Source organism: Cytobacillus sp. FSL W7-1323 (assembly GCF_038595015.1).
In the GTDB taxonomy this organism is placed as follows: domain Bacteria; phylum Bacillota; class Bacilli; order Bacillales; family Cytobacillaceae; genus Cytobacillus; species Cytobacillus kochii.
Map to the genome: position 1 here is coordinate 2,825,155 of NZ_CP151998.1, position 23,706 is coordinate 2,848,860.

Here is a 23,706-nt window from a genome sequence, read left to right on the forward strand (position 1 = left end):
TTGAGAGATTCCTTAATTCCTCTCCTTGGGAAACAGTATTTTAAAACTGAGTTTCATTATTGCATTATGATCAGGTCAGTTTCCATAATCAAAAGCGGTGTTTTCCCCCTTTTTGCACTACTCCCTATAGTCACTTTCATCGCCCATGAGCAGCGCCTCTCTTTTGAGGCCCTTTTAAATTCTGCTATACAAACAACCAATACATGTACACTAATTCTGCTGCACATAGCCACCTTCTTCATACGGTTGGACAACGACAAAACCTTCGCCTGAAAATTTCATTTGCACTGAGTCACCGCTCCCACGGCCTACAAATGTTTTGAATGAGACATCCGCAACGAATTCCGGTTGCAAATGGCCAGACCAAGCGACCGTTGCATGGGGATCTGTTAATACCGGTTTATCAGGAGTTACCTTTAGTGTTAATGGTTCATAATGAGTCGTTATTGCCGCCATTCCCTCTCCTTCTAAGCGAATATTGAATAGTCCACCTGAAACGATGCCAGCTACTTTTCTCATAAGCTTGACGTCCCACTTCAAACTTGGTTCAAACGCTAATAAATCATTGGCACTCACGCATAATGTATCATTATGAAAGCGGATGATGGAAATCTTCTTTCCTTGATCCGCTAAATAGAGTTTCCCCCTACCTGTTGCCTTCATAAGAGCTGTGCTCTCCCCAGAGAAAGCACGTTTGAACATTTTCCCAATTCCATGTTCTAAAATCCCTTCACGAACAAATTTGATTTGACCTTCATACGCAATCATGGAACCAGCTTTTGCCCAAATCTGCTGTTGTAAGTTCACTTCTAATAACCGATCCGTTTCTAACTCAAATAGGCCCTGACCCCTATCTTCTTGCTCTGTTTTCTCTACAAACTCTGATAATGAGTACCTACTCATAAGCTCACTCCTTTTGAAAAATAAAAATCCACATAAAAGATAGTGCTTGTTGCAATGGAAGAGGTAATCCTCCTTTAGGTAACGACTCTGCAGCCTTTTTATAAACACCTTGCTCTGCCACTTTTTTCATTGGGAGCCCTTGCATTAGCTGTTCAAACTCCCATGGCATCATCGTGTTGCAAATGACCTTTTCTCCTAGTAATCTAGGAAAACTATTGTTTCTAGGTCCGGCAGTTGGTCCCAGTATCCCAAAACACCCATAACCACCCGGCTTCAATATTCTCACAGCCTCTTTCATTGCATTATACGGATTTTCTGTCCATTCCATAGAATTTATTGCCAACACCCCGTCAAAATGATGCTCAGCAAATGGAAGTTCTGATAAATCCCCTTTGATAAATTGGTTATCATTCGTTTGGTTCACCCGGTTTGCTTTTATAAGCATTTCATCAGATACGTCGACCCCAACTACATTGATGGCATGTGTTGAAAGCTTATAAGCTCCCATTCCATCACCACAACCAAGGTCACATACCTGATTATTCGCCTTTAGGTACTGAAGTAAGAAAGGGATAATTTCCTTGCGGCTCCCTTCATTCCACATACTTTCTGATCTTTCATGCCAACTATCCGACCGCTTATCCCATTCTGTAGCAGATGCCTTTTTCCAATCAAATTCAGCCATCAAATATTCACCTAACCCTCTTTATACCTATTTTTACATTATGTGATATAAAATATTTAATTTTCTGTCTATATTAATGTAAAAAAAGCAGAGTTATCCACCCTCCATAACTCTGCTTTTATTCTTCTTCATTTTTTCGTTGCACCACTCTTAATGACTCTACTCTATCTTTATTCTCTTCGAAAAACTGTACTAAATCACCAATGCGGTCAATAGCATCCCAACTTAAATGATGTTCAATTCCTTCAACATCTTCATATATATGTTCTTCTTTCACACCAATAATTCGAAGCATTTGCTCTAATAACTCATGGCGGTAAACGAGGCGTTTGCCTATTTTCTTTCCTTTTGTCGTTAATACTAAACCACGGTATTTTTCATATACGAGATATTCATCTTTATCTAATTTCTGCACCATTTTAGTGACTGAAGAAGGGTGGACAGATAGTGCTTCTGCGATATCAGAAACGCGTGCATAGCCTTTTTCTTCAATTAATAAATAGATTTGTTCTATATAATCTTCCATACTAGGTGTTGGCATGTGGATCCTCCCAAAAAAGGCTAACATCTATGATAAACGATATTTGTTACATACAGTATAGCCGCTTACTTGATCAAAAAAAGCATAATGATAGTGGTTTCATAAGCTGTTATAACGCAAATGAAAAACCACTACTTAAAATATTACTATAAGAATCCTCATGAAACAAGGAAGATATGGGAATAGACGGAAAGACTTAGGTTGGAAACTTAAATTTAATTTTATTTTCCTTTTTATCCCACACCAATGCTGCTGCAAACAATTTGTCTTTCCCTTGGAAACCCTCCAGCACATCAGTCTCACCACTTTTCAACAGTTGTTTCACTATTTTTTGTGTCATTGACTTACCGAGAATTTTCTTAGATAAGGTAAATGTACAATTCTTTTTCTGATAGTTGCTGCAACCAAAAAATTTACCCTTGTCTACCACTTGACCATCACATAATTGACAATTGCCTAATGGGGATTGTCGCTTTTTCTTAAATGTTTTTGGGATAAATTGTTGTTTATCTTCTTCAGAGAATATCCATTCATTCGTTACTTCCTTCGTAGCGGCAATTAAATGATGGACCATTTGACTTGTTTGATCCATAAATTGTTTAGGCGATGCCTCTCCTTTAGAGATTTGCTTTAAGCGTTGCTCCCATTTCGCCGTCATTTCAGGAGATGCTAATATCTCTTTACCAACCGCGATAATGAGAACCTTAGCTTTTGAAGTAGCATAGACTATATTCTTTTTCACATCAATATAACCACGATCTTTTAACATCGTAATAATGCCCGCTCTTGTTGCTTCAGTTCCAAGTCCTTCTGTCTGTGTTAATACTTGTTCAAGTTCTTTATCATCGATATGTTTTCCTGCTGTTTTCATCAACGTTATTAATTGACCTTCAGTGTATCTTTTAGGAGGCTGTGTTTTACTCTCCTTTACTTCTGTTTTTTCTGTTATTCCTTTATCTCCTTTATCTAATAAGGGGAGATTCACATCTTTATCTTTCTCAACTGGAGAAATCACTTGGCGATAGCCTTGATCAACAATTACTTTTCCTTTAGAAATGAACATCGCTCGCTCATCAACCAGAGTTCTAATTGTTGAGTACTCGATTATTGCTTTCTTATGGTGGGCAGCGATGACACTTTTCGCAATTAGGTCATAAAGTTTTTTCTCCTCAGAAGCAAGTTTGGAGAAGTCTGGAATTTGCTCAGTCGGAATAATGGCATAATGGTCAGTCACTTTCTTTTCATCCACATAGCGCTTATTCTGAATGATGGAGGAAAACGGTAAAGGAAAGAAATCCTCATAATCCTTTATTTTTTCATAACGAGCCAAAATTTGTGGCAATGTGTTGGCCTCCTCCGTGGTAATATGCCTTGAATCGGAACGAGGATAAGAAACCCACCCTTTTTGGTATAACTTTTGAACAATATCAAGTGTTTTCTTAGGTGAGAATTTATAACGCCGATTTGCTTCTGCCTGAAGTGCTGACAAATTATACAATTGAGGCGGTAGGAATTCTTTCTTTTCCTTTTTTATATCTGCTATTGTTGCTTCCTTCCCTTGGCAAAACAAAGCAATTTTCTCAGCTAATGCGCTGTCCATAATACGACTATTACCCTTATCTTCCCATTTCCCCTTATATTTTTTCCCGGTGATCTTGAAGGTTGCTTCTACTTCCCAAAAAGGTTCAGAAACAAAAGATTCAATTTCAAGCTCCTTTTTTACAATCAATGCTAATGTAGGTGTTTGTACTCTGCCAACCGAGAATACATCTGAGAATCCTTTTTGTTGTAATAATAACGTATATAGTCTAGAAGCATTCATTCCGACAATCCAATCGGCACATGACCTTGTATAAGCTTCGAAAAAAAGGTTTCTCGTATCTTCTTCATCTAATAGCTGTTGAAACCCTTTTTTAATGGCATTCGGCGTTAATGAAGAAATCCATAATCTCTTCATTGGCAAATTTGATTTTGCTTGACGCAATATATTTCTTATTATCAGTTCCCCTTCTCTCCCTGCATCTCCCGCATGAATAACTTCATTCACCTCTGGATGTGATAAGAGTTTTTTAATGACCTGGAATTGCTTTATTTTATCTTTGGAGACTTCGTGCTGAAACTGGTTAGGTAGAAGAGGGAGTGTATCTAATGTCCATTTTTTCCAAGTTGTATTATACACTTCAGGAGGAGAGAGTTGACATAAATGCCCGATAGCCCATGTGATAAAGCCACCATCTGTCAAAATAGGATTAGGAAGAATTTCGATATAGCCTTGGTGTTTCTTTTTGGGGAAAACAGAAGCGAGTGTAGCTCCTTGGTCTGGTTTTTCTGCAATAATTAGTTTCATTCTTACTCTCTTTTCTATCAAAATATTATGTTTCTATCTTACTAAAAAATGTGAAGAAAGCAAGAAGTAAGAGGTCGATATCTTAAGATGGATTACTATAAATGATTTATACATTCCCGTTCGTAAACTTTTATTTAACAAAAGTAGAATAAAGGCTGCTATTTTAAATAACAGCCTTTATTACATATGAACACGATTTAAGGAGCAGTAGTTCCTGATCGAAAACGTTTATGATTCAGCTTTTTACCTAACAGTCCTTTTGTTGGTGAAAAGATAAACACGAGAGCGAATAGTACCCCACTCATCATCGCCATTGAACCAGAGATTGAACTGTCAATCCAGGTAGCTACATAATAACCACTAATCGCTGCTATTACTCCGAAGAATGCACTTAAACACAGCATATGACTTAGTTTATTGGTTAATAAATAAGCAGAAGCACCTGGTGCTATTAACATCGCTACGACAAGTATGGCACCGACACTATCAAATGAAGCGACAGTTGATACTGAAACCATGCCCATCAATAAGTAATGAATAAACATAACTGGAATACCGATAGAAGCAGCAAGTGCAGGGTCAAAAGATGTAATTTTTAGTTCTTTATAAAATAACATCATCAAAATAATATTTAATATCAGTATACTCATTAACATGATGAATGCTTTTGGAAGCGGTGGTAAAAAACCGATTTCCACCATGTCGAATGGAACAAAGGCAATTTCACCCATTAAAGCATGGTCGACATCTAAATGAACACTATCAGCAAACACTGTGATAAGTATCACGCCAATAGCAAAAAAGAAGGTAAACACGACGCCAATTGATGCGTCTTCCTGAATGCCCTTATGATTAAGAAATTGGATAAGCATAGCCGTAAATAAACCAACTATTGCAGCACCGATGAGCATATAAATTCCATTCATTGATTGACTGATTAGAAAAGCAAGCACAATCCCCAACAAGACTGTATGACTAATTGCATCAGCAAGCATCGCCAACTTCCGTAAAATGAGGAAACAGCCGATTACACCACAAGTAATGCCCACTAATGATGCGACAATAATAATCCAAATTTCATAACTCATCTACTTCACCTGCCCTTGTTCACGAAGAAGCTTTTGATTGGTCATTCTCCGTTTGATTTTAAGTGTGATGATACCACGGGCAGGTGCAAATAGAATGGATATAAAAAAGATAATCGTAGCAGTTACTACGATAAAGGGGCCAGTTGGAATCCCTCTATCTAGTGAACTAATCAAAGTACCAATCACACCTGATATCGCTCCGAATATGCCAGAAATCATGACCATTTTACTAAGTGAATTCGTCCAATAACGGGCAGATATCGCAGGTGTAATAAGTAATGCCGCCATCAGAATGACACCGACTGCCTGAATACCGATTACAACAACAGCTACTAAAAGGGTCATAAACAAAAAGTTTAACGCGCTAACCGGTAAACCTAAGCCTTTAGCGAATTCCACATCAAAAGTAATTAGTTTAAATTCTTTAAAGAAAATAATGGTCACCATAAGTAATAATGCCGCTGCCCCTGCCATTAATTTCACATCACTACTAACCATTCCTGCTGCCTGACCAAAGATAAAAGAATCTAGACCGCTCTTATTGCCAGAAGGCATTTGCTGTACTTTCGTTAATAAGACAATACCTACGCCGAAAAACGTGGATAGAATTAAACAAATGGCCGTATCTTCTTTTAAAATAGACGCGGAGGCAATGTATTGAATACAATAAGCAGCTAGTAAACCTGTAAGGGTCGCTCCTATTAAAAGGATGATGAGCGACCGCTCTCCTGTTAACATAAACCCTATACATATTCCTGGTAATGCAGCATGTGCAACAGCATCTCCGATTAAGCTTTGTTTTCTTAGTAAGGCAAAACTCCCTAAAATACCGCTAGCTAACCCTAGAAGAAGCGTACCAATTAACACCCACTGCGTATTTGCTGCTAGTAGCATTTGCCCTATTTGTTCCATCACTCATGTCACCTCTTTTGTTCCACCATTACTTTTCCTTTATCTAAAAAAGCTAGCTTGCCCCCGTATGTTTGGTGTAATTGTTCTACTTTAAAAACCTCTTCAGTGACACCAGATGCAATGACTTCTTTATTTAATAAAATACAATGGTCAAAGTATTCTTCAACTGTTTGTAGGTCGTGATGAACAACAATTACCGTTTTCCCTTGATCTTTAAGGTCTGTTAATAATTGTATAATCGCTTTCTCTGTTGCTGCATCCACACCGACAAAGGGTTCATCCATAAAGTAAACTTGTGCATCTTGAACGAGCGCTCTTGCTAAGAATACCCTTTGCTGTTGCCCCCCGGATAATTGACTTATTTGCCTATTGGCGTAGGAATCCATTCCCACTTTCTTCAAACTTTCTTTTGCGAGTGCCGTATCCTCTTTACCTGGTCGTTTAAACCAACCGATATGGCCATACCTTCCCATTAAGACAACATCTAATGCACTTGTTGGAAAATCCCAATCCACTGACCCTCGTTGGGGCACATAACCCACCAGACGATCTTTTGCTTTGTAAGGTTTTCCGTATATTTTAATCTCACCTGACACTTTAGGAATTAGGCCCAATATCGCTTTAATCAAAGTAGATTTTCCGGCACCATTTGGTCCAACAATTCCGGTTAAACTGCCTTTTGGTATTGAGAATTGAATATCCTTTAGTACTGCCGTTTTATCATAGGCTACAGTTAAATTTTTTATTTCTATTGGATTTGTCACTATAATCACTCCTATATACACTTACATAAAAACAATCTTTATTTTAATGATTGAACAATCGTATCTACATTATGTTTATACATACCAACATAAGTGCCTAGTTCAGTGCCCTCTTCTCCCATAGCATCAGAGTATAATTCTCCACCTATACTTACCGTATGGCCCTTTTGCTTCGCTCCTTCAATCACTGCATTAATTGATCGCTGTGATATACTTGACTCTACAAAAACGGCATTGATTTCTCTATCAGCAATTGTATTCACTAAATGTTGCACATCACCTAAACCATATTCAGCGTCTGTACTTAACCCTTGTAAACCCATAACTTCCATATCATAAGCATTACCAAAGTAATTAAACGCGTCATGAGCAGTGACTAGAACACGTTTCTCTTCAGGAATTGAATGAATTTGTTCTGTGGCATATGCTTTTAATTCTCTCAGCTCTGTAAAATAGGCTTCTGCATTCGCTTCATAATCATCTTTATTTTCAGGATCAACTTCAATCAATGCATCCTTTGCTGTAGTCAATGCCTCTATCCACAAATCAATATCGAACCAAATATGTGGGTCTACCGCATTTTGATTATCTTTATCAGCTAGTAAGTTGGATTCTTCTAATGAATCGCCTACTGCCACAACAGTAGTTTTCTCGCCCATTTTCTCTAACACTTCAAGCATCTTGCCTTCTAAGTGCAAGCCATTATACATAATTAAATCCGCATCTTGAAGCAGACTAATGTCACTTTGCGTAGCTTTATATAGATGTGGATCTGTGCCTGGTCCCATCAGACTATTTACTTCCACATGTTCACCACCGATATGCTCAATACCATCAGCTATTTGAGCAATAGTCGTTGTTACTTTCAATTGATCATTTTCGGTATTTCCTGCTTCATTACTTGAACAAGCGGCAAGCACCATTAAACTAAACATAGTAACTAATATTCTTTTCATCTCTACCCTTCTCTCCCTTTATATTCCTTATTTGATTATATGCATACTTTTTTAATCGATACACTTTTTTTAACTAAATCTATAAAAGTTTCCTATGTGCAACATTTTAACTCATGGTGAAAAAACCGTCAATAAGTAAACATGACAAAACAGAAAAAACCCGCAAACAGCGGGTTTCTCAATTTCTATTATAAACTGCATCAAACTAAGGTTCGTTTATCAACTTCAGGAACCATTTTTTTCTCATAAGAGACTAAAGAATCACTAATGCTGATCTTTTTTCCTCGAAACGATGCCATTTTTTATTTGGAACCAATCGACTTCATTTATAATGTTAGCAACGGTGAGGATATATGATGGGATCGTCTCAATTGAAAAAATGATCGCACCGATATCTTTGTCAAATAAAATAAAGGAATCCCCATGATTATAGTGTAAAATCTCATGTCCCATTTTAACAATCGATTGAAAAATAATATTCTTTTCTATATCATCAGCATCCACATTAATAGCAAAACGCAAAATCCACTCCCTCTCATTGATGCGAAAACGATACATATGGCCACCTTCTTTGATTGATTTACCTATCATATGAATGCCGCGATTAATTATGACACTTTCTTCCTAATAACCATAATAGAAAAACATGTATCTAAGCTTGTCATTCTTACTTTGAACCAATCATTTAGGATGGTTATATTCTTCTAAATAAAGCTACTTCTATCACCAAAATATCCATTTGATAACCCAACTTAGTAGCGCCACTCCACACCCTGGAGAAAAAACTGAAATTTTTACAATATTTTAAAGAAAAAACTTTCAGATTTCTTGACGGAATTCGATTAGTATTGTATATTTAATACATCATTTAACAGAATATATTTCCTATATTCCATGATAATATTGCAGTATGTTTATGTTGGATGAAAATTTTTTCTGAAGGCTTGGAGCCTTCAAAGTTTTAGGAGGAAAAGTTCACATGCAAAACGGTAAAGTAAAATGGTTTAACAATGAAAAAGGTTTCGGTTTCATCGAAGTTGAAGGTGGAGACGATGTATTCGTACATTTCACAGCTATCACTGGCGAAGGCTTCAAATCTTTAGAAGAAGGTCAAGAAGTTTCTTTCGAAATCGTTGAAGGTAACCGCGGACCTCAAGCTGCTAACGTTGTAAAACTTTAATCTGTATATAATCAAGGCTGGCAAAATTGCCAGCCTTTTATTATGTAAAATTTTTGCCAATACTTTGGATTTTTTCTCCCACAGTACATTTGGTTATACAAAATCGGTGAGCAAAGTTTCGTCCATATTCTTTACGATGATATTTGTATAAGAAACAATCCTCACAATAAAAATCAATGACTTGATCAACCTCTTTTACTAATTTCTTTTTCTCATCCACAATAAACCTTCCTTCCTATAATAACTGCATTTTACTATAGATTCTTTTCCCGCTTAAACTTTGTGTCGCTAACTTATGTGCTTCCTGATTATCTTTTCTTACAATAGGAGTGTACGTTACATTTAATGATAATAGGCTCAGCTTTTCCTCAATCCGATCTAACCAATCATTTAATACTTTCTCATAACAAGGCCATTCGCCAGCTAATTGCATTAATAGTCCTTTTGCATCTCCTCTTATTTCACAACTCTGCCGACTGACATTTAATTCTTCTAATTGTGAAAGAGCAAAGAAAAGGGCAGCATATTCCGCTTCATTATTTGATTCTAACTCGTGAAAACATTCATTGGCTCTTATACGATACTTTTTCTTTCCTTGTCGATAGTAGATAACAGCACCTAAGCCTGAGGTCTTCGTTTCGTCATGAAAGCCACCATCAAAATAAATCACTAAATCATGCGGTTCTTCCTCTACTTCTTCTAATAGCTTATTTAATTCTTTTATGGTCCAAGATGTACCGTTTTCATCCAAACACTTTATTTCTGTCCATTTAGGATGATGAGAAAACTCTTCTCCCATATCAAGAGCAGACTCACCATCTAACCATTCGGAAGAAAATAAATAGCTTTCGTTATTTTTTAGTTTATAAGCTGCAATCAATTGATATTTCATTTATTTTAACACGCCTTTTAATAAAATGATGATTCAAAAATAAGGTGCTTGTATGCTACACTTACTTGTAGTTTGTATTTTTCATCATATGTCTTTCTGTAGCAAAATATCTCTTTAATGTTATACGATTATTATGAACATTTCTCCTTCATCGCATTACAAAGAACTCCCACTATTTTATCACAAAAGGAGGAATTGCATTGATTGAAGTATATATAGACGGTGCAAGTGCTGGTAATCCTGGTCCGAGTGGTGCAGGAATATTTATAAAAGCGAACGGAATTGTAGAGAGGCATAGTATTCCACTTGGAAATATGGAGAACCATGAAGCGGAGTTTCAAGCATTGATTTTAGCATTAAGTATTTGCATAGAAAATAATTATCGAACCGTTTCCTTTCGCACGGATTCACAAGTGGTAAATGCGAGTATTGAAAAGGAATTTGCCCGTAATAAAAAGTTTGCTCCACTTCTTGATGAAGCACTTGAATTAAGTAAGCAGTTCGACCTTTTCTTTATGAAGTGGATACCAAGTATACAAAATAAACCTGCAGACGAATTGGCAAGAGCGGCTATTCGAAGAAATAAAAAATAATGTGGCAGTCAACTAAAACGGCAGACTTCTCTCTTCTACTTGTCGCGTTCATTTGGGGAACTACTTTTGTTCTTGTACAAAATGCTCTCCAATCTCTTAGCGCCTTTTCATTTAATGGTATCCGCTTTCTTATTGCTGCATTTTTCTTAACAATAATGGCGATTATTTTTTATAGGAAGCAGTGGGAAAGACTAACTAAACGTACACTAATGGCAGGTATCTTGTTAGGTTTATGTCTCTTTATCGCCTATACATTTCAGACAATTGGGCTTCATTATACTTCTTCAAGTAAAGCAGGTTTTATTACTGGTTTGAGTGTGATTCTTGTCCCTATATTATCAATTTTTATATTAAACATAAAGATTACTCGTAATGCTTTTATTGGCGTATTTGTCGCTACCTTAGGACTTTACTTACTAACAGCACAAGATATCTCTGCATTTAATAAAGGTGATGGTTTTGTATTCATTTGTGCATTAGGCTTTGCTTTCCATATTATATTAACAAATTTATTTGCACAGGCTCATTCAGCTATTATTTTAACTATTATACAAGTAACAACTGTGGGTTTACTCTCTATTTTATCAGGTTTTGTCTATGAGGGATGGTCTTACGATAGTGAATTATTATTCAGGCAAGAGGTTATATTCGCCTTACTCATTACAAGTATTTTTGCTACAGGGCTGGCCTTTTTAGCACAAACACACTTCCAGCAATTCACCTCTCCAACAAGAGTCGCTGTTATATTTGCAATGGAGCCTGTTTTCGCTGCACTGACAGGCTATATCTTTGCTGGAGACCGTTTATCGATCATCGCCATGTTTGGTTGCCTATTCATTCTACTTGGTATGATATTAGCTGAGTGGCCGCAAAAAAATCGTTTTACTGAGAATTCAATCGAAAAAAAATGAACTGTACCTCCAATTGTTAGCTCATATGTCTAAAATTTGGGGCGCAGTTCAGCCTCTACATCATGCTTGTTCATTTTTTATTTTTTAAATAGATATATGCAAACTCGTTTTCATATAGTTAATTGCTTCCTTGCGGTTCGGTATATTATTTCCCATAAAACGCTCTAACAGTGATAAATAAAAACTGCCATCAAATGATTTTTGCGCCTTTAATGTCATCTCTATTGCTGTATTAACTAATTCATCTGGTGCATTTGTGTAATGTTTACCGAAGTATATAAAGCCTATACTATCTTCTTCAAGCTGAAATCCTTTACCTTCCAAATGGCATAAATATTCTTCTAACGATTTCAATGGTCGCGCCAGTCCCCTCTTTTTCTCCTACTCAATACCTATATTTTAGCTTATTTTCCGACAAGTTTCTACAATATTAAGTGAAGTATTCTAACTTTGCTTCAGGAAAGAATTTTACCATATATTGATAGAGCGTCTCCTTTATATCTTCCTCTTCTTCTTTTTTATAAACATATTTTCCAATTCCATACTTTCCCCATTTATATCGTCTTTTTTCCTCATCTAGTTCAAGTTTTGTCATTGGATAGTTTTTTTCAATTACTCGTTTCGCCGGCTTAGTAAAACGATGTTGAATAAATTCAAAAGTTAAATCTTTTTTTGCTTCAATCGGCAACTCGGCTTCTAACCGTTCAAACATTTCATAATATCCTTGTTGCCAACCGTCATGTAAATAAATAGGTGCCACAATAAACCCGAGTGGATAACCAGCTCTCGCCACTTTGCCAGCAGCTGCTATACGATCTTTCAATCTTGATGTTCCAGGTTCAAAAAACTTAATTACATAATCAGCATTCACACTAAAGCGAAAACGTGTTTTACCATTATGGTTCGCATCTAATAAATGATCGACATGATGAAACTTTGTCACAAACCGCAATTTACCATATTCTGATTGCCCAAAATGTTCAATCGCTCTTTTTAATGTGTGAGTAATATGGTCAATGCCAACAATATCAGATGTACAAGATGCTTCAAATCTTGTTATTTCTGGTGCTCTTTCCGCCATATATTCATCAGCAGCAGTTAGAATCTCGTCTACATTTACATATGTGCGAATATAAGGTTTACTTCCCATTGTTGTTTGTAGATAACAATAATGGCAATGTCCCATACATCCAGTCGCGAATGGAATCGCATATTCTGCTGAGGGCTTTGATGTATCAAACTTTAACGTTTTCCTTATACCGACAACTAACGTAGATTTAGCAACACGATATTTTTGAAAATCATTGTCCCCTGGTAAATTTCTGACTTGATTATGGGATGTTGTATATCTAATTTCTACATCAGTATTTTCAAACCGCTTCTTTAATTGTTGGCCAAGTGGATAATCCAGCGCGTTCGGTTCAAAATAAACAAGTTTTGGCTCGAATGGCTTCAATCGTCTATCCCTCCTTGAAGGGTATCATCAAAATAGTTTCCATATGTTTCATATGCTTCTGCTTCATTTGAGAAAACAGCCACTTCCTCTGTTAATGGATAATAATTTTCATATAAAAACAATGCTAACTCACCTGGTCGCTCTGGGTTATTGACGACAGCAGCAGCCTGAATATTAGCTACATCTTGTGTATGCGGATTACGATAAAATACATAAACAATATCTCCAGCATTATAATTCATCATAACGTCTCCTTTTAATGAATGATCTATCATACATTTTGTGTTAGTTCCCTAAATACTTGCTATAATAATTTTGGTAAATTTATTGAGAGGAAGTGCAATATACGATGAACTGGAAGGTGTAGTTGGGGAAAACGTAATTTAGTATAACAAAAAAAAGCCATCAGGAATGACCATTCCCAATGACTTAAACGTTATATCACTGCAGGATGACGCAGTAATTTAGCAATACCTCTTAGTTCAATTTCTTCTAGCTTCTGATTAACTTTATTTACGTTATATTTCCATTCAGCTTCTACTAAAGTACATTCAACAGGAACATCACATTTAATTTCTGCTAATTGTCTGCTTAAATGTAGCATGTCCAAATCTTGCTCGATTTTAGTTTTTTGCCCTTTTGTTAGTGCTTCAATGTTCTCTAATACGCCTTCTATGTGCTCATATGTTTGTAAGAGTTTTAGTGCAGTCTTCTCACCAATCCCCTTTACCCCAGGATAATTATCGCTTGGGTCACCCATAAATGCTTTTAAATCGATTAACTGCCTTGGTTGTATCCCTTTCTCTTCATAAAAGCTATCTGGTGTGTGGACTTCATAATTACCCATCCCCTTTTTCAAAAGGGCAACCGATACATTCTTATCTAATACCTGTAAAATATCACGATCCCCTGTAAGAATCACAACCTCTGCTTCTTCTTTTAAAACCTGTGAAAGCGTGCCGATACAATCATCTGCTTCATAACCTGTAACACCGATATTTGGAATATCAAAGCTCGCTACCATATCTTTCGCCAGCTCAAATTGTGGGACCAATTCAATCGGTGCTTCCGGTCGATTTGATTTATACCCGTTATACATATCTGTTCTGAATGTTTTACTGCCCATATCCCAACAAACGGCAACATGGCTAGGGTTAAAATGGTTCACACCCATTAAGAAATGCTTCATAAATCCATATATGCCATTCGTTGGCGTTCCTTTAGAGTTATACATAAATTGACCAGTTACAGCTGTTGCAAAATAAGCTCGAAATAATAAAGCCATCCCATCTACAAGAAGGAATCGCGGGTTTTGTAGTTGTTGATTTTCGTTCAAAGTTGTTCCTCCTCCATCTAAAGTATCATTATTATAACATAGATATAAAAAATGTATGGTTTTCGCTCTGTAACTGATTTATTGCTGAAAAAAAAGAGGAAAATCCGTTGTCATCGCAACCAGTTAAGGTGACAAAGAGTTCGGATTTCCCTATAAAAATTATTTCTCTTTCGTTGCAACCGAATGCTCCTCATAAGAAATCCAGTCACTAAAGCTACCAGGATAGAGCTTTACATTTTTGTAACCTGCTTCTTTTAATGCTAAATAATTGGGGGAGGCCGTAATCCCTGAACCACAATAAACTATAATCTGCTTGTCTTTCTCAATTTCTGAAAACCGTTGCTTTTGCTCATCAATTGATTTAAACTTGCCTTCACTTAGAGTGTCCATCCAGACTTTATTCATTGCTCCAGGTATATGACCTGCTTTCTTATCAATCGGTTCAATCAAACCGAGATATCTCTTTTCTTCTCTTGAATCAATTAACACCACTTCATTATTCGGATGCTCAATTGCTTCTTTTACTTGTTTGTAATCGGCAACCATGTCCGTTTGAATGGTTGCTGTGAATTCACCGCGTCCAAATGACTGAACCTTGCTTTCAGTAGGATGACCTGAAGCTAGCCATTCTTTAAAGCCGCCATCTAAAATATATACTTTCTCATGACCAAAATAGTGAAACACCCACCAACAACGAGCAGCAAATGACCCTTCCCCGTTGTCATAAACGACAATTTTTGTATCATTCGTTAAACCGACCGCTTCTGCCTTTTCGACAAATTGCTCTGTTAAAGGCAGTGGATGTCTACCCCCATGCTTTTCTACTTTTGATGATAGATCTTGTTCTAGGTGAAAATAAACAGCGCCGGGAATATGACCGGTGCGATACTGCTCAAATCCTTCTTCAGGATTAGCGAGGTTAAATCTACAATCAATTACTCTCACATCATTTAGATGTTGGAAGAGCCATTCTACGTTAACTAAGCTGTTCATCCCCGTCACCCTTTCTTTTTTCAATGAGTCTTTTCACATGATCCTTAGGCTCCCAGCAATTAAACTTGTAATTAGGCTTCGTTTCATAACCTAAACGTTCACAAAAATATCTCATTCCATTTTCATTTTTAACGGCTAAGAAGTTTATACAAGTTGCACATACATGAAAGGTATTTACATCTTTCAAGCATGTCACCTCCAATGCCTTAATAGGCCCTCAGACGTTCTTCTGTTGCAACTAACTGTTCAATTGGGAAGTCTTGAGATAATGTTGCTAACAACCCTTTATAATACTCTTCTGATTCAGCAATTAAATCAGACAGTAGTTGTTGATAAACGGCTGAAAGTTTCTCATCATAATAATCTTTGAGTTGTTTAGATGATTCTTGTAAATATACATCTGTTGGTTCTTGCAAGCTTTCCTCAAGACTTTCTGCTAGTAATTTTCTTTCATTCTTCTCAAAGAAGTTCTTAGGGTTTTTAAAATAACTCATTGCTTTTTTAAATGTAGTGCGATCCACGTTACTGAAAGCAGACTCAAAATTCACCCCTTCAAAAGAAGGATTTTCTGGACGACTAAAGGTTACATCGCGATTCAATTGGTTTACTTGGTTACTTCGTTTCTCGTATGTTTGTTGTAATAACTTTCCTATAAATACTTCTAGACGAATGGTCGTCGCTCGCAATTCTTGGGCAAAGTCAAATCCGAAACTTTGTAAAAAGTCCTCTAAAGCTACTTGGAGCGCTTTTTTCATATCACGGCCATCCTCTTTTAATTGTCCTGGATTAAAAGATTCTTTTAAGAAATCATTAAATCGTAAGAAAACTCTTTGTTTGATATAAAACACTAGTTCGTCCGCTTCTTGATTTAATGCTTGAGTTAATAAATCAAGATCATCTTTAGCAATCTTCTCTTTAATAATCGCTAGTTCATTCGTTAGAAGTTCTCTTTTTGCTAACTTTGCTTCTTTACTTTCTTTAGAAGATTCAATAAATGTACGCAATTGGTTCATTACTCGATTCCACTCAAGTTCAGCAGCAGATAATGAAAGTGACATCAAATCGTGATTAATGAAACGATAGAAACTTTCTTCAAAATCCTTCATTCCAGAAGAATGTTCTTCACCTGATTGTTTTTCGAATAATGCCTGTAAACTCGATAACCCATGTAAGGTTGGTCTTCTAATGCCGTATTGAATGAGCTGATCATGAACATATTGCAAGACATCGTTTTTCTCTTCTTCATCACTTGCAAGGTCAATAGCGTTGACAACAAAGAACATTTTATCAAGTTCAAACGCATCTTTAACCCGGCCCAACTGTATAAGGAACTCACGATCGGCTTTGGAGAAAGCATGATTATAGTACGTCACGAAAAGAATGGCATCTGAGTTTTTAATATAGTCAAAAGCTACTCCTGTATGACGTGCGTTAATGGAATCCGCACCTGGAGTATCAACGAGTGTAATGCCTCTGTCAGTCAATTCACATTGATAAAATACTTCAATCATCTCAACAAAACATGATTTTTCTTCTTTAGCAACATAATCTGCTAGTTCTGTGAGGTCTGTAATCACTTCTTTACCAAGCTTTTCTTGAAAATTATTATACCCTTTGGCAAAGGCCGCAAGAAAGGCAAAGTGCGTTTTTTCATGCGCATCAAAATCATGATGCTCTTTTAAAATCACATCTATCTTCCCTATAGCTTCAGTAAATGATTGTGCTTGTTGATTAAAGACTTGTAGCGAACGATTAATATCTGCAAACATGACTTTTTCACTTTTTACAAATACCTTAACGGTACCATGAGGGTACTCTGCAGTAACAGGCATAATTTTATTAATGGCAGCAGTTGTTGGATTTGGCGATACCGGCAAGATTTTTTCACCAATTAATGCGTTGGCAAACGAAGATTTTCCAGCACTAAAGGCACCAAACAAAGCAACAGTGAAACTGCGTGATTGTAGTCGGTCAGCTTTCTCTAATAGCTCTGCTGATATTTTGTGGAAACCTGGGATATCTCGTAACTCTTTTGCGGTATGCTCGAGCTTACTAATTAGAGCCTCGATATCAGCTTCATGATTATTTTCTTGGTTCATTTCTTTTTCAACAATTGAATGAGTACTCACTACTTGTTTAGTATCAACAAACTCTTCTTCACCTTCACGAATAATTTGGACATCTTCATCCTTTGGTCTCATTAACTCTTGGACGGAAGCTGAAACTTTTTTAAGGTCTAGCTCTCCTGCCAATAGTTTCTTAATTTCTGCTTTTTGCTCTGATTGTTTTGCTTTAATTTCCTTTAATATACTAAGTGCCTCACCGAAACGAGCATAAGCATCCCATTCATCTTTCATTGCGAGAATTTTTTCATTAGCTAACTCTTCTAACTCTTTCAAATACAACTCTTTCCAGTTGATTATTTGTTTCTTCGTTTCTTTTTTTACAGCATCAGACACATCCCGTGTATATTGCAAAACATAATCACCTGAGAGCCTCGCCCCTTCTTTAATAGCTGTCTTTAACAGGCTTTCTGGTATATTGATATTAATGTTTTGAGCTTGTGACTGTAACTCATTATGATGTATGTGATCATCTTTTAATTTTTTTAAGAATAACTCTTTCACATGCCATTCAATTTGCGATTGGACTTTTTCCTTTAAATCGTTATATAAAAGACTTAGCCTTGTACTTCGTTCTTGTTCAGTTTTAGCCTTCGCAAATAATAGGCCTACTTTAAAGCCAGGTTGCATTGATTCTAAATAATTCTCAGCTAATTCTCTCGTTTGAAACGGCATTAAATAAGCATTATTTAAGATATCTTCCATATCATGATTCAAATCAATTTCTGCCTGATATTTTTTTTGCTGCAATGCTTGTTTATGTGACTGTAATTGTTCAATCTTTTCAAATACGAGCGCTCGTTCATCTTCAGGCAGAGCTGCTAAAATTTCCTCATTAGCTGCTATGTCATGAGTGTCTTTTTCTTCTAAGAAGATAAAATGTTCTTCAGTTAATTTCTGTAATGAGTGAAGAACAGATTGTGGTAAGAGCCTATCTTTTTGGCCAATTTGTTCGTAGATGAACTTCTGAAGAGCAGAAAAATCATTATGTGGTAACTCTGGTTTCTTCAACGATGTATAGAAGATTCTTTCAGGTTGAACGCCCCACGAGGCGAAAGAATCCTTTACACTTTCAGTAAAATGTTGAAAACTTAATTCTTCTTCTCGATGCTTATCTATTTGATTGATAATTAAGTATACTTGTTTACCCGCTGCAGTTAAGTCTTTAGTGAATAAGAAGTTGAGTTCTGATTGCACATGATTATAATCCATCACATAAAAGACCATATCAGCTAAATGTAGAGCCGACTCAGTAGCAATTCTATGCGCATCATCTGTTGAATCAATTCCTGGTGTATCCATAATAACCGTATCTTTTGGCAAATTTGTTTCCGAATGGCTAATTTCTACAGTATGAATGAGGTCTCCATCTTTACTATATTTTTTAATTTTTTCATAATCATAAGGTGCAGGATAGAGCTTTGGCATCCCTTCCTTAAGATACACCTTGGCATAATCCTCTCCAGATTTCACTTTAACTAAATTCGCACTTGTTGGGATAGGGCTGGATGGCAGTAAGTTTTCTCCCACAATTTTATTGATCATGCTCGATTTACCCGCAGAGAAATGTCCACAAAATGCAATCGCGTATTGTGAATCTCGTAATTTATAGACGAGGTCTCTTGCTCTTGAAGCAGAAACATTATCTCCATTTTGTTCAAAAAACAATGATAATGCTGCTATTCTTTCAATTAATTCATTTTGACTAAGTTGTTTACCCACTGTTTGAACCATAATTAATCCCCTTGTCACATCAATTTACTACTATTATAATTGCGCAAGCTTTTTTCCTATATAGGTATTAATATATTATAAATATGGGGTAAAGTGAACCTTTCGTTATGAAAATTGGTATTTTCACCAAAAAAAAGAAGAAGCCTCACTCACTAAGGCTTCTTCCTATATGTAATAAAGGGGTAAACGCTAATTTAAGATTTTGCTTCTGACTTTGTAACACCATTCAACACATATTTCATTACTGCACCATAAACAGCGATAGTGCCAACCACAAAAAGAGCTGTCAAATGTATCACGCCTTTCATTAATTGAGAATAAGTATCATCTTCAATTAATAATTTATCATAATCGAGAATGATTTTCAATACTAAAATAAACCTTTTTCAAATTTTTCCTATTTCTTCATCTCTCTTCATAGGAAACGCTTCTTCATATTTCGTTAATGCTTTTAATGCTTCTTCCTCAACTGGAATACGAATGGCTAAAATAAAGAAATTTAACAGAGTGAAAACAAGGGCAGTATAGTAAGCTTGAAACAATAGAGGCATAATAAGAAACTCCATTGCAACGACTGTATAGTTTGGGTGCTTTAGCCAACGGTATGGTCCTTTAGTTACCACTTTTGCTTTGGGTAAAACAATAATCTTTGTATTCCAGAACCTCCCTAAGGAAGATAACGCCCATATTCTTATCACTTGTGTGAGTATAAATAACGGCAGTAAATAATACCAATAAGGAGATAATCCTTTACCGAACACAATTACCTCAACTGTTAAAACAATAAAAAACAAACTATGTACCATAACGATTAGTGGATAATGACTTTGACCAAATTCAATGCCACCTCTTTTTTTCATCCAATCCTCATTGAATCTTGCGACGATTAACTCGATACACCGTTGAGAAATAACAAATAGAAGAAAATAAAAAAACATTTAATTCACCTCCATTTTAATAAAAGTAATTCCGAGCTAAAACCCGGCCCTAAGGCAGTTGCCAAACCTATATCATCCTTTTTTCCAAGGAGAAAAAACCTTCGCAAAACATATAATATTGTGCTTGATGACATATTGCCGAACTCCCTTAGAACGTCAAGTGAAGTGGCGGTCATCTCAGCAGGAATTTGTAAAGACGCTTGATAAGCATCAATCACTTTTTTTCCACCTGGATGAGCAATAAAATGTTGCAAATCGGTTATTTGTAATGAGAATTGATTTAAGAATGTCTGTACATTTGGCTTCAGCCAGCCTTCAATAATTGTGGGAATATCTCTTGAGAATATGACATATAAACCATCATCCTTTACGTCCCAACCCATTACATCAAGCGAATCCTTTTTTGTCGTTGATTGTGTCCCGTATATATGGGGGATGGCAGGCAATTTCTGATATTTTTGATAACCACTTTCATCACCAGCGATTAATGCACAGGCAACACCATCAGCAAATAAAGAAGTACCAACAAGATTACTCTTAGAGCGATCATTTCTTTGAAAAGTTAAACTGCATAATTCAATTGTTAATACTAAAACCTTTGCTTTTGGATAAGCTAAGCAATATTCATAAGCCCTTGATAAACCCGATGCACCACCTGCACAGCCTAAGCCCCATATTGGGATCCTTTTTGTTTGCTCAGAAAAGGGTAATAGATTCATTATTCTTGCCTCAAGCGATGGTGTAGCTAAACCTGAGCTAGTAATCGTAAAAATCGCATCTATCTCTTGATACTTAATAGGTTGATTTAGAAACTCCCTCGTTGTTAAACACTTTTCAATCGCCTCACACCCAAGTTTTACTCCCGTTTCAATGAAGGCATCATTTTTATCAGCAAAGCTATGGTCCTCTTTAAACCAATCTAGTTCTTTGGCAAAATGACGTTTTTCAATTTGTCCGTTTTGGAATACTTTTAATAAACGATCGATATCTTTGAAAGATTGCCCAAATAAGTGGCGTGCAAATGCTACCACTTCATTTTGAGTAATTTCATTTGATGGGGGTACTTCTGAGATAGATAAAATAGCTGGCATAAGGAACTCCCTTTCTGTCTATGTACGGGTATTTTTTCCTTAATAAGGATATTTATGCATTGATTGGTTTTTAATCTTTCTCGTTCATTTTTTGCATAAAAAAAAGCCGAATGAGTTATCTCATTCGGCTCAGAAAGATGTGTTTTGAAGGAGTTGCTGTGCCCTTTTATCATATCTTAAAGTGGCTCTCTTGGCATTACGCAAACTTTACCAATTATAATTGCTTATTTATTGCCTTGCTTATGCACATCAATGATAATCGTTTTATCAATGATTTGACCACAGACACGACAAACTCCTTGTTCTTTATATAGCGTTTTACAATAATCACAATAATATTGCTGCATTTGCTCACATCCAATATCTCTAATAGATTATTTTATGTAAGCTATGATGAATGTGCTTCTATTATGAAGCTTTTTTCAACTGAGATTTTGTTTCATTTTTTGGTTTATAAGAGACAAAGTAAGCTAGGCCAACAAACACAGCCCCTCCAACTACATTACCTAAAAAGGCAGGTATGATATTGCCAATGAAATCTACCCAAGTAAACGAACCTGCAAAAATCGCAGCTGGAATAACGAACATGTTGGCAACAACGTGCTGGAATCCAATCGCAACAAATGCCATAACCGGGAACCAAATAGCCAAAATTTTACCTGCAAAATCATGAGCACCATAAGCTAACCAAACAGCTAGGCATACGAGCCAGTTACAACCAATCGCTGAAACAAATGTTTGTAAGAATGTATCATCAATTTTTGCACCAGCAATCGCTACTGTTTTATCAAGGTATGGACCTGTCTCTGTTAATCCAACGACATGTCCAAAGAAATAAGCAACAAACAGTGCCCCTACAAAATTGGATAATAACACCCAAAACCAATTATTCAATAATTGCCCAAGACTAATTCTCTTTGAGAACAAAGCACTCGCAACTGACATCATGTTACCTGTAATTAATTCAGCCCCAGCCAATACTACTAATACAAGGCCTAAAGGGAAAACTGCTGCACCTAAAAACGATCCGAAACTTCCCCACTCTGCCGGTAAATTCCCAATAACACGAATGTCTAATAAAAATCCTAGTGCAATAAATGCCCCACCTAAAAAGCCTAAAACCAACAGCGACAAAAGTGGTATTTTCGTTTTTGCAACACCTGTTGCAATCGTCTGTTCCATAATTTCTTGCGGTTTACTAAATCCCATTCTAACTACCCCCTAAATAAAAAAGGCAGCACTCAGACATCCCTTACTTTTGTAAAGGATTTCAAAGAATGCTGCCTAACCCTTCTGCAATCCCCTACAGAAGTATCAGTCATCATATTTATATTGTTTGTAAAAAGAAATAAAACAGTGCTTGCCTTACTTCCATTTACCCATTGCAAACTATATGCTACCAAAAAACAAAAAATTTTACTAGACTATTTTTTATTTTTTTCGTGTAGCGAAGTATTTCTTTTTATAATAGGATTCGTTCAGGATAAGTATATATATTCATGTTGCCATTACGAATAAATCCAACAGTCGTAATTCCTAATTCCTCTGCTGAGCGCAAAGCAAACTCTGTTGGTGCAGATTTTGAGAGAATCATTTCACAACCAATTTTTGCTACCTTTAAAAGTATTTCTGAGGAGATTCTTCCTGTGAAAACAATAATCTTCCCTTTCATGCTGATGCCCTCTCTTAAACTATAACCATATATCTTATCAAGCGCATTATGCCTACCAATATCCATTCTGCTTAATAATATCCCATTTTTGTCACAAAGCGCAGCGCTATGTACACCACCTGTTTGTTTAAATGTAGTCGCAGACGCTTGTAATTGTTCCATTAACTGATTACATTCATTGACAGTTAATCGAATATTAACATCTTCCATTTTCTTAGCTGTTAATGCATCATTAACAAAAACAAAGCCTTGTCTACTCATACCACAACAAGAAGTAATATATCTTTTATTTTGGAAGTTTTGTATATAAGGATTTGTACGATCTGTTGTAACATGAACGAACCCTTCCTTTTCTTGTACCCATATATCTTTAATATGCTTGTAAGATCTTATGATACCTTCTGATGCAAGATAACCTATCACCATGTCCTCAATATATTCTGGTGTACATACCATTGTGACTAGCTCTTCTCCATTCAGCTTAACCGTTACTGCATATTCGGTAACAATGGTATCTTCCATTTTTTCAACTTTATTTCCAGTCACTCGTATGATTTTACGACTCGTTTCCACTTGCTTCATCTTTTCTCC

27 protein-coding genes are annotated in these 23,706 nt (G+C 36.2%); 3 read left to right on the forward strand and 24 right to left on the reverse strand.

Features of this window, described 5'->3' with window-relative positions; all coding sequences use genetic code 11:
* Positions 1-210: 210 nt before the first annotated feature.
* From MKX67_RS14250 to MKX67_RS14290, 9 genes are all read right to left on the reverse strand, one after another.
* Complete coding sequence (locus MKX67_RS14250) at positions 211-903, reverse strand: AIM24 family protein (RefSeq protein WP_095372842.1); 693 nt, start codon at positions 901-903, stop codon at positions 211-213.
* 4 nt (positions 904-907) lie between these two features.
* Positions 908-1,588 carry a class I SAM-dependent methyltransferase gene (locus tag MKX67_RS14255; protein ID WP_342488386.1) on the reverse strand — a complete coding sequence of 227 codons (681 nt, stop codon included), beginning with the start codon at positions 1,586-1,588 and terminating at the stop codon, positions 908-910.
* 118 nt (positions 1,589-1,706) lie between these two features.
* Complete coding sequence (mntR, locus tag MKX67_RS14260) at positions 1,707-2,129, reverse strand: transcriptional regulator MntR (RefSeq protein WP_095372840.1); 423 nt, start codon at positions 2,127-2,129, stop codon at positions 1,707-1,709.
* A gap of 196 nt (positions 2,130-2,325) precedes the next feature.
* Entirely contained in the window at positions 2,326-4,476 is a 2,151-nt protein-coding gene (locus MKX67_RS14265; protein WP_095372839.1) for a DNA topoisomerase III, read from the reverse strand.
* Between the two features lie 197 nt (positions 4,477-4,673).
* A complete protein-coding gene (locus MKX67_RS14270) occupies positions 4,674-5,564 on the reverse strand; it encodes a metal ABC transporter permease (protein ID WP_095372838.1) in 891 nt (296 codons plus the stop codon).
* The gene (locus MKX67_RS14275; RefSeq protein ID WP_307313741.1) at positions 5,565-6,476 is read right to left on the reverse strand and encodes a metal ABC transporter permease; all 912 of its coding nucleotides are present in this window, start codon (positions 6,474-6,476) and stop codon (positions 5,565-5,567) included.
* An 8-nt stretch (positions 6,477-6,484) separates the two neighbouring features.
* Entirely contained in the window at positions 6,485-7,243 is a 759-nt protein-coding gene (locus MKX67_RS14280; RefSeq protein ID WP_341058635.1) for a metal ABC transporter ATP-binding protein, read from the reverse strand.
* 35 nt (positions 7,244-7,278) lie between these two features.
* Positions 7,279-8,196 (reverse strand): zinc ABC transporter substrate-binding protein, encoded by a 918-nt coding sequence (locus MKX67_RS14285; protein WP_342488387.1) that lies wholly within the window; start codon positions 8,194-8,196, stop codon positions 7,279-7,281.
* A gap of 264 nt (positions 8,197-8,460) precedes the next feature.
* On the reverse strand, positions 8,461-8,787 hold the full coding sequence (locus MKX67_RS14290; protein WP_095372835.1) for a hypothetical protein: 327 nt from the start codon (positions 8,785-8,787) through the stop codon (positions 8,461-8,463).
* A 388-nt stretch (positions 8,788-9,175) separates the two neighbouring features.
* Here MKX67_RS14290 and cspD point away from each other — a divergent pair, with 388 nt between their 5' ends.
* Positions 9,176-9,376, forward strand: coding sequence for a cold-shock protein CspD (gene cspD / locus MKX67_RS14295; protein ID WP_053476725.1), 201 nt, complete (start codon positions 9,176-9,178; stop codon positions 9,374-9,376).
* A gap of 40 nt (positions 9,377-9,416) precedes the next feature.
* Here cspD and MKX67_RS14300 read toward each other — a convergent pair whose 3' ends face one another.
* Both MKX67_RS14300 and MKX67_RS14305 read right to left on the reverse strand, forming a co-directional pair.
* Positions 9,417-9,596 (reverse strand): zinc-finger domain-containing protein, encoded by a 180-nt coding sequence (locus MKX67_RS14300; RefSeq protein ID WP_095372834.1) that lies wholly within the window; start codon positions 9,594-9,596, stop codon positions 9,417-9,419.
* 15 nt (positions 9,597-9,611) lie between these two features.
* Positions 9,612-10,268: a reverse transcriptase-like protein gene (locus MKX67_RS14305; protein WP_342488389.1), complete on the reverse strand. Its 657-nt coding sequence runs from the start codon at positions 10,266-10,268 to the stop codon at positions 9,612-9,614.
* A gap of 200 nt (positions 10,269-10,468) precedes the next feature.
* On the opposite strand from MKX67_RS14305, the gene MKX67_RS14310 reads away from it, so the two are divergent.
* Together MKX67_RS14310 and MKX67_RS14315 are read left to right on the forward strand one after the other, a co-directional pair.
* On the forward strand, positions 10,469-10,861 hold the full coding sequence (locus tag MKX67_RS14310; RefSeq protein WP_342488390.1) for a reverse transcriptase-like protein: 393 nt from the start codon (positions 10,469-10,471) through the stop codon (positions 10,859-10,861).
* Complete coding sequence (locus MKX67_RS14315; RefSeq protein WP_342488392.1) at positions 10,861-11,772, forward strand: DMT family transporter; 912 nt, start codon at positions 10,861-10,863, stop codon at positions 11,770-11,772. The genes MKX67_RS14310 and MKX67_RS14315 overlap by 1 nt, the downstream gene beginning before the upstream one ends.
* An 84-nt stretch (positions 11,773-11,856) precedes the next feature.
* Here MKX67_RS14315 and MKX67_RS14320 read toward each other — a convergent pair whose 3' ends face one another.
* From MKX67_RS14320 to fdhD, 13 genes are all read right to left on the reverse strand, one after another.
* Complete coding sequence (locus tag MKX67_RS14320) at positions 11,857-12,126, reverse strand: DUF6123 family protein (protein ID WP_191811007.1); 270 nt, start codon at positions 12,124-12,126, stop codon at positions 11,857-11,859.
* A 76-nt stretch (positions 12,127-12,202) separates the two neighbouring features.
* A complete protein-coding gene (gene splB / locus MKX67_RS14325; RefSeq protein WP_095372829.1) occupies positions 12,203-13,228 on the reverse strand; it encodes a spore photoproduct lyase in 1,026 nt (341 codons plus the stop codon).
* Positions 13,225-13,470, reverse strand: a complete 246-nt coding sequence (locus tag MKX67_RS14330; RefSeq protein ID WP_307313138.1) for a transcriptional regulator SplA domain-containing protein — start codon at positions 13,468-13,470, stop codon at positions 13,225-13,227. The genes splB and MKX67_RS14330 overlap by 4 nt, the downstream gene beginning before the upstream one ends.
* Before the next feature lie 194 nt (positions 13,471-13,664).
* Positions 13,665-14,513, reverse strand: a complete 849-nt coding sequence (locus MKX67_RS14335; RefSeq protein WP_342489280.1) for a 5'-3' exonuclease — start codon at positions 14,511-14,513, stop codon at positions 13,665-13,667.
* Between the two features lie 210 nt (positions 14,514-14,723).
* Entirely contained in the window at positions 14,724-15,557 is an 834-nt protein-coding gene (locus tag MKX67_RS14340; protein WP_328197654.1) for a sulfurtransferase, read from the reverse strand.
* The gene (locus MKX67_RS14345) at positions 15,541-15,744 is read right to left on the reverse strand and encodes a hypothetical protein (protein WP_095372826.1); all 204 of its coding nucleotides are present in this window, start codon (positions 15,742-15,744) and stop codon (positions 15,541-15,543) included. The genes MKX67_RS14340 and MKX67_RS14345 overlap by 17 nt, the downstream gene beginning before the upstream one ends.
* A gap of 19 nt (positions 15,745-15,763) precedes the next feature.
* Positions 15,764-19,414: a dynamin family protein gene (locus MKX67_RS14350; protein WP_342488396.1), complete on the reverse strand. Its 3,651-nt coding sequence runs from the start codon at positions 19,412-19,414 to the stop codon at positions 15,764-15,766.
* A gap of 194 nt (positions 19,415-19,608) precedes the next feature.
* A complete protein-coding gene (locus tag MKX67_RS14355) occupies positions 19,609-19,782 on the reverse strand; it encodes a hypothetical protein (RefSeq protein WP_157733949.1) in 174 nt (57 codons plus the stop codon).
* Positions 19,783-19,800: 18 nt separating this feature from the next.
* A complete protein-coding gene (locus tag MKX67_RS14360) occupies positions 19,801-20,352 on the reverse strand; it encodes an isoprenylcysteine carboxylmethyltransferase family protein (RefSeq protein ID WP_095372824.1) in 552 nt (183 codons plus the stop codon).
* Between the two features lie 5 nt (positions 20,353-20,357).
* On the reverse strand, positions 20,358-21,443 hold the full coding sequence (locus tag MKX67_RS14365; protein WP_095372823.1) for a 3-oxoacyl-[acyl-carrier-protein] synthase III C-terminal domain-containing protein: 1,086 nt from the start codon (positions 21,441-21,443) through the stop codon (positions 20,358-20,360).
* Between the two features lie 224 nt (positions 21,444-21,667).
* Positions 21,668-21,790 carry a hypothetical protein gene (locus tag MKX67_RS14370; RefSeq protein ID WP_263624244.1) on the reverse strand — a complete coding sequence of 41 codons (123 nt, stop codon included), beginning with the start codon at positions 21,788-21,790 and terminating at the stop codon, positions 21,668-21,670.
* 61 nt (positions 21,791-21,851) lie between these two features.
* Positions 21,852-22,652, reverse strand: coding sequence for a formate/nitrite transporter family protein (locus MKX67_RS14375; RefSeq protein ID WP_095372822.1), 801 nt, complete (start codon positions 22,650-22,652; stop codon positions 21,852-21,854).
* A 253-nt stretch (positions 22,653-22,905) separates the two neighbouring features.
* The gene (gene fdhD, locus MKX67_RS14380; protein ID WP_095372821.1) at positions 22,906-23,697 is read right to left on the reverse strand and encodes a formate dehydrogenase accessory sulfurtransferase FdhD; all 792 of its coding nucleotides are present in this window, start codon (positions 23,695-23,697) and stop codon (positions 22,906-22,908) included.
* Positions 23,698-23,706: the final 9 nt, after the last annotated feature.

Coding starts and splice junctions, on each gene's coding strand:
- cspD (WP_053476725.1), top strand. CDS start 9,176: ATGCAAAACGGTAAAGTAAAATGGTTTAACAATGAAAAAGGTTTCGGT.
- MKX67_RS14350 (WP_342488396.1), bottom strand. CDS start 19,414: ATGGTTCAAACAGTGGGTAAACAACTTAGTCAAAATGAATTAATTGAA.
- MKX67_RS14250 (WP_095372842.1), bottom strand. CDS start 903: ATGAGTAGGTACTCATTATCAGAGTTTGTAGAGAAAACAGAGCAAGAA.
- MKX67_RS14365 (WP_095372823.1), bottom strand. CDS start 21,443: ATGCCAGCTATTTTATCTATCTCAGAAGTACCCCCATCAAATGAAATT.
- MKX67_RS14330 (WP_307313138.1), bottom strand. CDS start 13,470: ATGAATTATAATGCTGGAGATATTGTTTATGTATTTTATCGTAATCCG.
- MKX67_RS14340 (WP_328197654.1), bottom strand. CDS start 15,557: ATGAACAGCTTAGTTAACGTAGAATGGCTCTTCCAACATCTAAATGAT.
- MKX67_RS14285 (WP_342488387.1), bottom strand. CDS start 8,196: ATGAAAAGAATATTAGTTACTATGTTTAGTTTAATGGTGCTTGCCGCT.
- MKX67_RS14370 (WP_263624244.1), bottom strand. CDS start 21,790: ATGCAGCAATATTATTGTGATTATTGTAAAACGCTATATAAAGAACAA.
- MKX67_RS14265 (WP_095372839.1), bottom strand. CDS start 4,476: ATGAAACTAATTATTGCAGAAAAACCAGACCAAGGAGCTACACTCGCT.
- MKX67_RS14315 (WP_342488392.1), top strand. CDS start 10,861: ATGTGGCAGTCAACTAAAACGGCAGACTTCTCTCTTCTACTTGTCGCG.
- MKX67_RS14290 (WP_095372835.1), bottom strand. CDS start 8,787: ATGATAGGTAAATCAATCAAAGAAGGTGGCCATATGTATCGTTTTCGC.
- MKX67_RS14270 (WP_095372838.1), bottom strand. CDS start 5,564: ATGAGTTATGAAATTTGGATTATTATTGTCGCATCATTAGTGGGCATT.
- MKX67_RS14360 (WP_095372824.1), bottom strand. CDS start 20,352: ATGTTTTTTTATTTTCTTCTATTTGTTATTTCTCAACGGTGTATCGAG.
- mntR (WP_095372840.1), bottom strand. CDS start 2,129: ATGCCAACACCTAGTATGGAAGATTATATAGAACAAATCTATTTATTA.
- MKX67_RS14275 (WP_307313741.1), bottom strand. CDS start 6,476: ATGGAACAAATAGGGCAAATGCTACTAGCAGCAAATACGCAGTGGGTG.
- MKX67_RS14255 (WP_342488386.1), bottom strand. CDS start 1,588: ATGGCTGAATTTGATTGGAAAAAGGCATCTGCTACAGAATGGGATAAG.
- MKX67_RS14335 (WP_342489280.1), bottom strand. CDS start 14,513: ATGGCTTTATTATTTCGAGCTTATTTTGCAACAGCTGTAACTGGTCAA.
- MKX67_RS14305 (WP_342488389.1), bottom strand. CDS start 10,268: ATGAAATATCAATTGATTGCAGCTTATAAACTAAAAAATAACGAAAGC.
- MKX67_RS14375 (WP_095372822.1), bottom strand. CDS start 22,652: ATGGGATTTAGTAAACCGCAAGAAATTATGGAACAGACGATTGCAACA.
- fdhD (WP_095372821.1), bottom strand. CDS start 23,697: ATGAAGCAAGTGGAAACGAGTCGTAAAATCATACGAGTGACTGGAAAT.